10 protein-coding genes are annotated in these 12,690 nt (G+C 61.8%); all 10 read left to right on the top strand.

What is annotated here, in order from left to right; all coding sequences use genetic code 11:
• Window positions 1–23: 23 nt before the first annotated feature.
• The 10 genes from BT204_RS18220 to BT204_RS18175 all read left to right on the top strand — a co-directional run bounded on the left by BT204_RS18220 (window position 24) and on the right by BT204_RS18175 (window position 12,646).
• Window positions 24–518 (top strand): DUF1543 domain-containing protein, encoded by a 495-nt coding sequence (locus tag BT204_RS18220; RefSeq protein WP_072447756.1) that lies wholly within the window; start codon window positions 24–26, stop codon window positions 516–518.
• 107 nt (window positions 519–625) lie between these two features.
• Entirely contained in the window at window positions 626–907 is a 282-nt protein-coding gene (locus BT204_RS18215; RefSeq protein ID WP_034125729.1) for a peptidylprolyl isomerase, read from the top strand.
• A 129-nt stretch (window positions 908–1,036) separates the two neighbouring features.
• Window positions 1,037–2,896 (top strand): extracellular solute-binding protein, encoded by a 1,860-nt coding sequence (locus BT204_RS18210; RefSeq protein WP_072447755.1) that lies wholly within the window; start codon window positions 1,037–1,039, stop codon window positions 2,894–2,896.
• Window positions 2,896–3,954 (top strand): microcin C ABC transporter permease YejB, encoded by a 1,059-nt coding sequence (gene yejB / locus BT204_RS18205; protein WP_072447753.1) that lies wholly within the window; start codon window positions 2,896–2,898, stop codon window positions 3,952–3,954. Before BT204_RS18210 ends, yejB begins: the two co-directional genes overlap by 1 nt.
• Complete coding sequence (locus BT204_RS18200; protein WP_032896898.1) at window positions 3,954–4,976, top strand: ABC transporter permease; 1,023 nt, start codon at window positions 3,954–3,956, stop codon at window positions 4,974–4,976. The genes yejB and BT204_RS18200 overlap by 1 nt, the downstream gene beginning before the upstream one ends.
• 10 nt (window positions 4,977–4,986) lie before the next feature.
• On the top strand, window positions 4,987–6,558 hold the full coding sequence (locus tag BT204_RS18195; protein WP_072447751.1) for an ABC transporter ATP-binding protein: 1,572 nt from the start codon (window positions 4,987–4,989) through the stop codon (window positions 6,556–6,558).
• Window positions 6,559–6,703: 145 nt separating this feature from the next.
• Window positions 6,704–8,104 (top strand): sigma-54 interaction domain-containing protein, encoded by a 1,401-nt coding sequence (locus BT204_RS18190; protein WP_072447749.1) that lies wholly within the window; start codon window positions 6,704–6,706, stop codon window positions 8,102–8,104.
• 286 nt (window positions 8,105–8,390) lie between these two features.
• Window positions 8,391–9,782 carry a GntP family permease gene (locus tag BT204_RS18185; RefSeq protein ID WP_054896542.1) on the top strand — a complete coding sequence of 464 codons (1,392 nt, stop codon included), beginning with the start codon at window positions 8,391–8,393 and terminating at the stop codon, window positions 9,780–9,782.
• Between the two features lie 7 nt (window positions 9,783–9,789).
• Window positions 9,790–10,563: a 3-hydroxybutyrate dehydrogenase gene (locus BT204_RS18180; protein ID WP_072447747.1), complete on the top strand. Its 774-nt coding sequence runs from the start codon at window positions 9,790–9,792 to the stop codon at window positions 10,561–10,563.
• A gap of 127 nt (window positions 10,564–10,690) precedes the next feature.
• A complete protein-coding gene (locus tag BT204_RS18175) occupies window positions 10,691–12,646 on the top strand; it encodes an acetoacetate--CoA ligase (RefSeq protein ID WP_072447745.1) in 1,956 nt (651 codons plus the stop codon).
• The last annotated feature ends 44 nt before the right edge of the window (window positions 12,647–12,690 follow it).

Here is a 12,690-nt window from a genome sequence, read left to right as displayed (position 1 = left end):
GCCCTCCCCAGGAATCATCGGTAATGCTGTTTGTCGTCATGCTCGGGGGCAAGCACCCGCGGGCCAGGATCGAAGTACACGATGTGGTGTTCGCCGTGGCGGACACCCTGCAAGCCACCTACCCGCAATTACGCGACGCCTGGTTCGGCAGCCCCAAAGGCGTACACATCGATTCATGGATGGCCGTCGATGGCGTCGACGGCTGGAAGGTTGAACTGAGCCACCTGGCGCCCCACGGCGATGCACTCCGCCTGTACTTCATCAACCTGGGCGGTTACGAAGCCAATAGCTTTGGCGAGTCCCATCACTACCTGCTGTTGGTCGCCCGTAACAAACAGGAGGCCATGGGCAAAGGCAAGCAGCAGATGCTCAGCCACTGGTCCCAGGCCCACACCGACGCGGTGCTGGATATCGACGACTGCCTGGCCATCGACCTGGTGGACGGCCGCTATATCCACCTGGTGCAAGCGGCGCACCGCCCGATCGTGCAGCGCAACGACTACCTTGTGCTGCCTTGAATCCTCACGGCGAAAACAGTGCCGGCTGAAACCCAGTGGAACTTTGCCGAGAAATAACCGCCTGAATCCGGTACGCTCACCGTTTTTTACTCTAGGAGTTACTCACCATGGCCAAAGCCACCGCCCGTCACATCCTCGTTGCCTCTGAAGACAAGTGCAACGAACTCAAGGCCCAAATCGAAGGCGGCGCTGATTTCGCAGAAATCGCTAAAGCCAACTCCAGCTGCCCATCCAGCCGCCAGGGCGGTGACCTCGGTTCGTTCGGCCCAGGCCAGATGGTCAAGGAATTCGACACCGTGGTCTTCAGTGCCCCGGTCAACACCGTGCAAGGCCCGGTGAAGACTCAGTTCGGCTACCACCTGCTGGAAGTCACCAGCCGCCAGGATTGATTCAATCCGCGCTGATGCTATAAACAACGGCCCGCCCTTTGGTGGGCCGTTGTGCATCTGATGACTGGCGATGCCCAGGCCGTTAGCGTACAAATCCTTATGACTCTTACCCGGCGCTCAAGGCTGATAATGCGATTGGCTTTTTCATCTCTGCTCTGTTCCACCCTGGCCTTGCTAATGGCCAGCACTGCGGTGATCGCAGCCCCGCAAACCTACCTGACGGTGTACGGCGAGCCCGCCAAATACGCCGAAGGTTTCAGCCATTTCGACTATGCCAACCCCAACGCTCCCAAGGGCGGCAGCCTGCGGCGTTCCGCGCTGGAGGTGGGGCGGTTTGACCATGTGCTGCCGTATATCGACAAAGGCATCGGCGTATCCCAGGTCGACGGCTGGGTGTATGCGCCCTTGGCGTTGCGCTCGCTGGATGAGCCTTACACCGTCTACGGCCTGGTGGCGCAAAAGATGGAGCGCGCCGACGATGGCCTGTCACTGCGCTTCTACCTGAACCCCAAGGCGCACTTTGCCGATGGCAAGCCCATCACCGCGCAAGACGTGCGCTACAGCTTTGACGTGCTGATGACCCAAGGCAGCTTGCGCTTTCGCACGCTATTTGCCGACGTGAAGCACGTCGAGGTCGAAGGTGAGCGCCAGGTGCGCTTTGACTTTTCCAGCAACGAAAACCGTACCCTGCCCCTGGATATCGCTACCTTGCCGGTGTTCCCCGAGCACTGGTGGAAGACCCGCGACTTTGCCAACGGCGGTGGCTACGAAGCGCCACTGGGCAGCGGCCCTTACAAGGTCAGCAAGATCGACTCCGGCAGTACCATCACCTTCACCCGTGACCCCGACTGGTGGGGCAAGGACTTGCCGGTCAGCCGCGGCCTGTACAACTTCGATCACCTGAGCCTGGAGTACTTCGGCGACACCGAAGTAGCGCGACAAGTGCTACGCGGCGGCGCCTATGATTTCAACCGTGAATTCTCCGCCACCGGTTACTCCATCGGCTACAACGGCCCGGCCCTGGACGATGGCCGCCTGCAGCGCGCGCACCTGGCCAAGGAGATGCCGCAGCCGGCCCAGGGCTATGTGTTCAACGTGCAAAAACCGATATTCAAGGATCGCCGCGTGCGCCAGGCCCTGGCGATGCTGTGGGATTTTGAATGGGCCAACCGGCAGATGATGCGCAACCTGTACATCCGACAGCAGAGCTATTTTTCCAATAGCCCGCTGGCCGCCAGCCAGTTGCCCACCCCGCAAGAACTGGCGATCCTCGAACCCCTGCGCGGGCAGATTCCCGACGAGGTGTTCACCCAGGTGTTCAAGGCCCCGGTCACCGATGGCAGTGGCATGATCCGCGACAAACAGTTGCAAGCCTTGGCCCTGCTGGAAGACGCCGGCTGGAAACCTGTGGGCGACAAACTCGTCAATGCCCAGGGCGAGCCACTGGAATTCACCTTCCTCAACGTCCAGAACGGCCTCGAACGCCTGTTGCTGCCCTACAAACGCAACCTGGCGCAGATCGGCATTACCCTGAACATCCGCCGCATCGACTCCTCGCAATACGTCAACCGACTGATGGCCCGCGACTACGACATGATCGTCACGGGTTTCCCAGTCACCACCTCGCCCGGCATGGAGCTGTACAACTATTTCGGCTCTGCCGCCGCGTTCGATTCGGGCGCCAACAACTACATCGTACTCAAGGACCCGGCCGTCGATACGCTGATCCATGGCCTGGTCAAGGCCGACACCCAGGCGAAGATGCTCACCTATGCCCACGCCCTGGACCGCGTACTGCAATGGAATTACCTGTGGATCCCCAACTATTACCCACCGGGCACCTCCGCCGCATGGTGGAACCGTTTCGGGCGCCCGGCCATCGAGGCGAAGAACGACGAAGCCTTGGAAACCTGGTGGGAAGTCAGCCCCACCCCGCTGACGAACGAACAAATGCAGGCTGAGTTGAAAAAACGCGGAGAGGCCCACTGATGTTTGCCTATATCGTACGGCGCCTGCTGCTGATCATCCCGACGCTGGTGATCATCCTGCTGGTGAACTTCGTGATCGTGCAGGCCGCGCCCGGCGGGCCGGTGGAGCAAGCCATCGCCCACTTGCAAGGCATTGGCGGCGGTGGTGTAGCCGGCGCATCCGGCGAAGGCATCAGCGGCTCGCGAGCCAGCCGCGGCCTGGACCCGAAGCTGATCAAGGACATCGAGAAACAATACGGCTTCGACAAATCCGCGCCGGAACGCCTGTGGTTGATGCTCAAGAACTATGCCCAACTGGACTTCGGCAACAGCTTCTTTCGTGGCGCGACGGTGACTGAGCTGATCCTGGAAAAGATGCCCGTCACGATTTCCCTTGGCCTGTGGGCCACGCTGATCACCTACCTGGTGTCGATCCCGCTGGGCATACGCAAGGCCGTGCGCCATGGCAGCAGCTTTGATATGTGGAGCAGCACGGCCATCGTCATCGGTTACGCGATGCCGGCGTTCCTGTTTGCGATGTTCCTGATCGTGGTGTTCGCGGGCGGCACCTCGCTGAACTGGTTCCCGGTACGCGGGCTGGTCTCGGAAAACTTCGCCGAACTGAGCACCGTGGGCAAAATCGCCGACTATTTCTGGCACCTGGTACTGCCAGTAACGGCGCTGGTGATCGGCGGCTTTGCCACCTTGACCATCCTGACCAAGAACTCGTTCCTCAATGAAATTACCCGCCAGTACGTGGTCACCGCCCGCGCCAAGGGTTTGAGCGAACGCCGGGTGCTGTACGGTCACGTGTTCCGCAATGCGATGTTGCTGGTGATCTCGGGGATTCCCCAAGCGTTTATCAGCGTGTTCTTTGCCGGTTCGCTGCTGATCGAGGTGATCTTCTCCCTCGATGGCCTGGGCCGCATGAGCTACGAGGCGGCCGTGTCCCGCGACTACCCGGTGGTGTTCGGCTCGCTGTTTATCTTCACCCTGTTCGGCCTCTTGATAAAACTCATCGGTGACCTCTGCTACACCCTGGTGGACCCGCGTATCGACTTCGCCGCGAGGAACGCCTGATGCTCAACCTCTCCCCCGTGGCCCGCCGACGCTTCGAGCGCTTCAAGAAAAACCGCCGTGGCTGGTGGTCGCTGTGGCTGTTTATCGGCCTGTTTATCCTGACCCTGGGCGGCGAGTTGATCGCCAATGACAAGCCCCTGGTGCTCAGTTTCAAGAACGAGCTGTATTTTCCGGTGTTCAAGCGCTACACCGAGCAGCAGTTCGGTGGGCAGTTGCCGTTCCAGGCGGACTACCGCAGTGACTACGTGCAAAAGCTGATCAAGCAGGATGGCGGCTGGATGCTGTTCCCGCCGATTCCATTCAGCGATGACACACCCAACTACGAACTCACCCGCCCTGCCCCGAGCCCGCCGTCGGCGGTGAACTGGCTGGGCACCGATGACCAGTCCCGCGATGTGTTGGCCCGGGTGATCTTTGGTGCACGGGTGTCGATCCTGTTTGCCCTGGCCCTGACCGCCATCAGCGCGGTCATTGGCATTGCCGCCGGGGCGTTGCAGGGGTACTACGGCGGCTGGGTGGACTTGCTCGGCCAGCGCATCCTCGAGGTGTGGTCTGGCCTGCCGGTGCTGTACCTGCTGATTATCCTGTCGGGGTTTGTGGAGCCGAACTTCTGGTGGTTGCTGGGGATCATGGCACTGTTTTCCTGGTTGGCCCTGGTGGACGTGGTGCGCGCCGAGTTCCTGCGTGGGCGCAACCTGGAGTACGTCAAGGCCGCACGCGCCCTGGGCCTGGGCGACGGCAAGATCATTCGCCGGCATATCCTGCCCAATGCCATGACCGCAACCCTCAGCTATTTGCCGTTTATCTTGACCGGGGCGATATCCACCTTGAGCGCCCTGGATTTCCTTGGCTTCGGCATGCCCGCCGGCAGCGCCTCCCTGGGCGAGCTGATCGGCCAGGGCAAGCAGAACCTGCAAGCGCCGTGGCTGGGCTTGACGGCGTTTTTCACCTTGGCGCTGATTCTGTCGTTGCTGGTGTTTATCGGCGAGGCACTGCGTGATGCCTTCGACCCCCGCTCATGAGTGACTGCGTATGAACCTGATCGAAATCCGCGACCTGTGCGTCGCCTTCAACGGCCAGACCGTCGTGCGCAACCTGAGCCTGGACGTGCGCCCTGGCGAGTGCCTGGCGTTGGTGGGCGAGTCGGGCTCGGGCAAGTCGGTGACGGCCCATTCGATCCTGCAACTGCTGCCGCAAGCCGGCACCGAAACCCTGGGTTCCATCAAGTATCGCGGCCAGGAACTGATCGGCACCTCACCGAGTACCTTGCAAAAATTGCGCGGCAACCGCATTGCCATGATCTTCCAGGAGCCGATGACCTCCCTCAACCCGCTGCACAGCATCGAAAAGCAGATCGGCGAAACCCTGCTGCTGCACAAGGGCCTGGGCGGCAAGGCGGCGCAGGCGCGCATCCTCGAACTGCTGGAACTGGTGGGCATCCAGAAACCCCAGGAACGGCTCAAGGCCTACCCCCATCAATTGTCCGGCGGCCAGCGCCAGCGGGTGATGATCGCCATGGCCCTGGCCTGCGAGCCCGAACTGCTGATTGCCGACGAGCCCACCACGGCGCTGGACGTGACGGTGCAGCGCAAGATCCTGCTGCTGCTCAAGTCCTTGCAACAACGCCTGGGCATGTCGCTGCTGCTGATCAGCCATGACCTCAACCTGGTGCGCAGTATCGCCCAGCGGGTCTGTGTGATGCGTGCCGGCGAAATCGTCGAGCAGGCTGACTGCCAGGCCTTGTTCACCGCACCGCAGCATCCCTACAGCCGCCTGCTGCTGGACGCCGAGCCCTCGGGCGATGTGCTGTGCAGCGAGCCCCGTGAGACGGTACTGGAAGTGGATGACCTGAGCGTGCAATTCCCCCTCGGTGGCGGGCTGTTCCGGGCCAAGACCTACCTGCGCGCGGTGGACGGCATCAGCCTCAGCGTGCAGCGCGGCAAAACCCTGGGGATTGTCGGCGAGTCCGGTTCCGGCAAGTCCACCCTGGGCCAGGCGATCCTGCGCTTGCTCGACTCCAGCGGCGGCATTCGCTTCCAGGGTGAGGCCCTGGACCCGCTCAACCATCAGCAGATGCGCCCATGGCGCAAGCAGATGCAGGTGGTGTTCCAGGACCCCTATGGCAGCCTCAGCCCGCGCATGTCGGTGCAGCAGATCATCAGCGAGGGCCTGGAAGTACACGCGCCGTGCAGCCTGGCCGAGCGTGACGCGCAAGTCATCCAGGTGCTCAAGGACGTGGGCCTCGACCCTGCCAGCCGACATCGCTACCCCCATGAGTTTTCCGGTGGCCAGCGCCAACGCATCGCCATTGCCCGCGCCCTTGTACTCAAGCCAGCGCTGATGCTGCTCGACGAACCGACCTCGGCCCTCGACCGTACAGTGCAGAAACAAGTGGTGGCGCTGCTGCGCGAACTGCAGGACAAATACGGCCTGACCTACCTGTTTATCAGCCATGACCTGGCGGTGGTGCGGGCCATGGCCCATGACATGATCGTGGTCAAGGATGGCAAGGTGGTGGAGCGTGGCGCGAGCCATGATGTGTTCGAATCGCCCCAACACCCGTACACCAAAGAACTGCTGGCAGCAGCGCACATCCCTTTGTGAGGTGAGATTGTTCCCACGCTCTGCGTGGGAACACAACCCGAGACGCTCCGCGTCGTGTCTTGGCCCTGCGCCAAGTGACGCAGAGCGTCACGGTAGACATTCCCACGCAGAGCGTGGGAACGATCATTAACAGGATTCTGTACCCATGAGTACCAGCCTCAAGGACTACCAACAGGTTCGCGGCCTGGCCATCCAGTCGCTGTTCGAGATCATCGAGCAGTCCAGCGAGGGCACAGTCATCGTCGACCGCGATGCGAACATCGTGTGGATGAACGAGCGTTACGCCAAGCGTTTTGGCCTCAAGAGCGCCGACCAAGCCATCGGCCAGCCTTGCGAGCAGGTGATTTCCAACAGCCTGCTGCGCCAGGTGGTGCGCAACGACCGGCCGATCCTGCTGGATATCCAGGACACTCCCAAAGGCCCGCTGGTGGTGATGCGCCTGCCGATCCACGACGAGGCCGGGGCGGTGATCGGCGCGATTGGGTTTGCGCTGTTCGATGAACTGCGCAACCTGTCGCCGCTGATCGAGCGCTACCTGAGCATGCAGCAGGAGCTGGCCTCCACGCGCTCGCTGCTGCGTTCGCGGCAAAGCAAATACAACTTCGCGCACTTTATCGGCACCAGCGCCGCCAGCCTTGAGGTCAAGCGCCGGGCGCGGCGCAGTGCGAGTGCCGATTCGCCGGTATTGCTGCTCGGGGAGACCGGCACCGGCAAGGAGCTGCTGGCCCAGGCCATTCACGGCGCATCGCCACGGGCGCACAAAGCCTTTGTGAGCGTCAACAGCGCGGCGATCCCCCATGATCTGCTTGAAGCCGAATTCTTCGGCACCGCACCCGGCGCCTTTACCGGTGCCGACCGCAAGGGTCGCCCCGGCAAGTTCCAGATTGCCCAGGGCGGCACGTTGTTTCTCGATGAAATCGGCGACATGCCGCTGCCACTGCAAAGCAAATTGCTGCGGGTGTTGCAGGAAAAGGAATTCGAACCGGTGGGCTCCAACGAGATGCTGCACAGCGATGTGCGGGTGATTGCCGCGACGTCCATGGACTTGGAAGCGGCGATCAAGCGTGGCGAGTTTCGCGCCGATCTGTATTACCGCCTCAACGTGCTGCCGATCCAGGTGCCGCCGCTGCGTGAACGGCTGGAGGATATTCCGGCGCTGAGCGAGGCGATCCTTGAGGAGTTGCGCAGCCAGCACGAACTGGAGCGCGATGCCCTGGCGCTGTTGGCCCAACATGCCTGGCCGGGCAATATCCGCGAGCTGCGCAATGTGCTGGAGCGGGCGGCGTTGCTGAGTGATGACTTGGTGTTGAATGCCGAGGAGATACGCACAGCGATTGGCACTTTTACGCCGGTTGAACGCCGTGCGCTGGTGTCGATGGAAGAAGAGACATTCAGTGCGGCACGGGAACGGTTAGATCGGCAGGTGATCGCAGCCGCGCTCACGGCGTGTGAAGGGAATGTGGTAGAGGCAGCCAAGCGGTTGGGGCTTGGGCGGTCAACGTTGTATAAAAAAATGCTGGCTCTTGGAATAACCCAGTCTCATTAAAGAGACTAGATTCCCACTATGGAGACAATCCTGTGTGGGAGCTGGCTTGCCTGCGATAGCGTTGGTTCAGCTAGGGAATATGGCACTGTTACACCGCTATCGCAGGCAAGCCAGCTCCCACAAGGGATCTCCACTCGTCTCTCGATTGAGACTGCCTTCTGGAAAACCGTCGTTAAAAAGTAAATAAATCTATATATATCAACAAGTTATAAATCTGGCACACATCTCGCTATAGCTTCCTCCCACAGCCTCACCCACAACAATAACAATCCGATGGAGACACACCATGAGTGTGATCATTGCCCTGGCCGCGCTCGCGCTGCTGATGCTGGCCGCCTACCGTGGCTATAGCGTTATCCTGTTCGCCCCCATCGCCGCCCTTGGCGCGGTGCTGCTCACCGACCCGTCCGCCGTCGCACCTGCCTTTACCGGGGTGTTCATGGAAAAGATGGTCGGTTTTATCAAGCTGTATTTCCCGGTATTCCTGCTCGGTGCGGTGTTCGGCAAGCTCATTGAGCTGTCGGGGTTTTCGCGCTCGATCGTGGCCGCTGCGATCCGCTTGCTCGGCACGCGCCAGGCGATGCTGGTGATTGTGCTGGTCTGCGCCCTGCTCACCTACGGTGGCGTGTCGCTGTTCGTGGTGGTGTTTGCGGTGTACCCGTTTGCCGCCGAGATGTTCCGCCAGAGCAATATCCCCAAGCGCCTGATCCCGGCGACCATCGCCCTCGGTGCGTTCTCGTTCACCATGGACGCCCTGCCCGGCACGCCGCAGATCCAGAACATCATCCCCAGCACCTTCTTCAACACCACCGCCTGGGCGGCGCCGTGGCTGGGGCTGATCGGCACGATCTTCGTGTTTTGCGCCGGTATGCTCTACCTCGCGCGCCAGCGCAACAAGGCCCAGCGCGCCGGTGAAGGTTATGGCACCGAGCTGCGCAATGAGCCGGAAACCGCCGACAACCTTGCCTTGCCCAACCCATGGGTCGCGCTGTCGCCGCTGATCCTGGTGGGGGTGATGAACCTGTTGTTCACCCACTGGATCCCGCAGTGGTACGGCAAGACCCACAGCCTCAGCCTGCCGGGCATGAGCGCGCCGGTGACCACCGAAATCGCCAAGCTCACCGCGATCTGGGCGGTGCAGGCGGCATTACTGGTGGGGATTATCGTGGTGCTGGTGTTCGGCTTCTCGGCGATCAAGAGCAAGCTGGCCGAAGGCAGTAAAAGCGCGGTAAGCGGTGCGCTGCTGGCGGCAATGAACACCGCCTCGGAATACGGCTTTGGCGCAGTAATCGCCTCGCTGCCAGGCTTTCTGGTACTGGCGGACTGGCTCAAGGGCATCCCCAACCCACTGGTCAACGAAGCGATCACCGTGACCTTGCTGGCCGGTATCACTGGCTCCGCTTCCGGCGGCATGAGCATCGCCCTGGCGGCGATGTCCGAGAGCTTCATTGCAGCCGCCCACGCGGCCAATATCCCCCTTGAGGTGCTGCACCGAGTCGCGGCCATGGCCAGCGGCGGCATGGACACCCTGCCCCACAACGGCGCGGTGATCACCCTGCTGGCGGTCACCGGGTTGACCCACCGCGAAGCCTACAAGGACATTTTTGGCATCACGATCATCAAGACCCTTGCGGTGTTCGTGGTGATCGGCACTTTCTACGCCACCGGCATTGTGTGAGGTTTTCATGACAACTTTGAATGGCAAGACCGCCCTGGTCACCGGCTCCACCAGCGGTATCGGCTTGGGGATTGCCCTGAGCCTGGCCAAGGCCGGCGCCAACCTGATTCTCAACGGCTTTGGCGACGCCAGCGCGGTGGTCGCCCAGGTGCAGGCCTTTGGCGGCAAGGTCGGGCATCACCCGGCAGACGTCAGCGACCCCGCGCAGATCGCAGACATGCTCGCCTACGCCGAGCGCGAGTTCGGTGGCGTGGACATCCTGGTCAACAATGCCGGTATCCAGCATGTGGCAGCGGTAGAAGACTTCCCTGTGGAGCGCTGGGATTCGATCATCGCCATCAACCTGTCCTCGGTGTTCCACAGCACACGCCTGAGCTTGCCGGGCATGAAGGCCAAGGGCTGGGGGCGTATCGTCAATATCGCCTCGGTGCATGGGCAAGTCGGCTCAGTGGGCAAGGCGGCGTATGTGGCGGCCAAACATGGGGTGATCGGCCTCACCAAGGTGGTGGGCCTGGAAACCGCCACCAGCAATGTCACCTGCAACGCCATCTGCCCGGGCTGGGTGCTGACGCCGCTGGTGCAGAAGCAGATTGATGATCGCGTGGCCACTGGAATAGACCCCCAGCAGGCGCAGCAGGATCTGTTGGCAGAGAAACAGCCGTCGCTGGAGTTTGTGACGCCGTCGCAGCTTGGGGAACTGGTGTTGTTCTTGTGCAGTGAAGCCGGCGCCCAGGTGCGCGGCGCGGCCTGGAACATCGACGGTGGCTGGCTGGCCCAGTAAACCCGTGATGATCGTTCCCACGCTTTGCGTGGGCACGCAGACCGGGGCGCTCCGCGCCCCAAAAGCGGACGCAGAGCGTCCAGTCAGGCATTCCCACGCGAAGCGTGGGAACGAGAAGAGGCAGCTTATGTCCGACATCCTCTGGCAACCCTCCCCGGAACGCATCGCCAATACGCGCATGGATCAGTTCCGCCGCTTCATCAACCAACGGCACGGCGTGCAGCTCGACGACTACCCCGCCCTGCACCAATGGAGCATCGACCAGCGCCCGGATTTCTGGCAGGCGATTGTCGCGTTCTTCGACGTGCAGTTTCGCAGCCCATCCAGCGTCACGCTGATCGAAGACATCGAGATGCCCAGCGCCCAATGGTTTCCCGGCGCCACCCTGAACTTCGCCGAACACCTGTTGCGCCGCCGTGACGATCATCCTGCGGTGGTGGCTGTCAGCGAAGACGGCCAACGTGAACAGTTGAGCTATGCACAACTGGCGGAACAGGTTGCCGGCCTGCAAAAAAGCCTGCGGGCGGCCGGGGTCGGCATAGGTGACCGGGTGGCCGCGTGTATGCCCAACACCTGGCAAACCCTGGTGGGCATGCTCGCCACCACCAGCCTCGGTGCGATCTGGTCGTGCTCCTCGCCAGATTTCGGCACCCAAGGCGTCATCGACCGCTTCGGCCAGATCGAGCCCAAGGTGCTGATCACCTGCGCAGGCTACCGCTATGCCGGCAAGCGCATCGACCAGAGCGCCAAGCTCAATGAGATCCTTGAACGCCTGCCCTCCCTGCAACAGCTGATCATCGTGCCTTACGCCAAGCCCGAAGCGCAGGCTGGGGACTACACCACCCACGCCCACGTCGCGCTGTGGGACGACTTCTATCAAGCCGGCGGCGAACCGGAATTTGTCGCGGTGCCGTTCGACCACCCGCTGTATATCCTTTATTCCAGCGGCACCACCGGCATCCCCAAGTGCATCATCCACGGCACTGGCGGCGTATTGCTGACGCACCTCAAGGAACACGGCCTGCATGCCGACCTGAACCGCGAGGACTGCCTGTTCTACTACACCACCTGCGGCTGGATGATGTGGAACTGGCTGGTGTCGGTGCTGGCGATCGGCGCCACCGCGGTGCTGTACGACGGCTCGCCGTTCCACCCCGGCCCCGAACGTTTGATCGACCTGATCGATGCGGAAAAAATCAGCGTGTTCGGCACCAGCCCCAAATTCCTCGCCACCCTGGAAAAGTCCGGGTTGCAGCCGCGCCTGAGCCACGACCTGGGCAGCCTCAAGGGTCTGATTTCGACCGGCTCGCCGCTGTCGCCCCAGAGTTACGACTACGTGTACCGCGAGATCAAGGCTGAGCTGTGCCTGTCCTCGATGTCCGGTGGCACCGACATTGTCTCCTGCTTTGTGATCGGCAACCCGGTGCTGCCGGTACGGCGCGGTGAAATGCAGTGCAAGAGCCTGGCCATGGCCATCGAAGTGTGGGACGACCAGGGCCGGCCCCTGATCGGGGAGAAAGGCGAACTGGTGTGCACCCGGCACTTCCCTGCTATGCCCATCGGGCTGTGGAATGACCCGCAACAGCAAAAACTGCGCGCCTCGTATTTCAGCCAGTTCCCCGGCGTGTGGGCACAGGGTGACTATGCCGAGCAACGCGCCAACGGCAGCCTGTTGATCCACGGGCGTTCCGATGCGGTGCTCAACCCCGGCGGCGTGCGCATTGGCACCGCCGAGATTTATCGCCAGGTGGAAAAGGTCCCGCAGGTGCTGGAAAGCCTCGCCATCGGTCAACGCTGGCAGGACGACGTGCGCGTGGTGCTGTTTGTGCGCCTGGATGATGGAATTGAACTGGACGAGGCGCTGCAACAGCAGATTCGCCAAGTGATTCGCGCCAACACCACACCGCGGCACGTGCCGGCGAAGATCCTCGCTGTCACGGATATCCCCCGCACCATCAGCGGCAAAATCGTCGAATTGGCGGTGCGCAATGTGGTGCATGGCGAGCCGGTGAAAAACACCGATGCCCTGGCCAACCCCCAGGCACTGGAGCAATTTCGCCACAGAGCTGAACTGGCCGATTAGATGAAAGGTTTCAGCGCTGACGCAGCGTTTTGAAGAAAAACCCT

This window comes from Pseudomonas sp. NFPP02, assembly GCF_900119355.1.
Taxonomy (GTDB): domain Bacteria; phylum Pseudomonadota; class Gammaproteobacteria; order Pseudomonadales; family Pseudomonadaceae; genus Aquipseudomonas; species Aquipseudomonas paracarnis.
Note: the sequence above shows the minus strand (reverse complement) of the source record. Positions and strands in the feature narration are given on the sequence as shown.

Bases quoted from the DNA above. Each gene is read 5' to 3' on its own strand.
- BT204_RS18220 (WP_072447756.1), top strand. From the start codon at position 24: ATGCTGTTTGTCGTCATGCTCGGGGGCAAGCACCCGCGGGCCAGGATC.
- BT204_RS18215 (WP_034125729.1), top strand. From the start codon at position 626: ATGGCCAAAGCCACCGCCCGTCACATCCTCGTTGCCTCTGAAGACAAG.
- BT204_RS18210 (WP_072447755.1), top strand. From the start codon at position 1,037: ATGCGATTGGCTTTTTCATCTCTGCTCTGTTCCACCCTGGCCTTGCTA.
- yejB (WP_072447753.1), top strand. From the start codon at position 2,896: ATGTTTGCCTATATCGTACGGCGCCTGCTGCTGATCATCCCGACGCTG.
- BT204_RS18200 (WP_032896898.1), top strand. From the start codon at position 3,954: ATGCTCAACCTCTCCCCCGTGGCCCGCCGACGCTTCGAGCGCTTCAAG.
- BT204_RS18195 (WP_072447751.1), top strand. From the start codon at position 4,987: ATGAACCTGATCGAAATCCGCGACCTGTGCGTCGCCTTCAACGGCCAG.
- BT204_RS18190 (WP_072447749.1), top strand. From the start codon at position 6,704: ATGAGTACCAGCCTCAAGGACTACCAACAGGTTCGCGGCCTGGCCATC.
- BT204_RS18185 (WP_054896542.1), top strand. From the start codon at position 8,391: ATGAGTGTGATCATTGCCCTGGCCGCGCTCGCGCTGCTGATGCTGGCC.
- BT204_RS18180 (WP_072447747.1), top strand. From the start codon at position 9,790: ATGACAACTTTGAATGGCAAGACCGCCCTGGTCACCGGCTCCACCAGC.
- BT204_RS18175 (WP_072447745.1), top strand. From the start codon at position 10,691: ATGTCCGACATCCTCTGGCAACCCTCCCCGGAACGCATCGCCAATACG.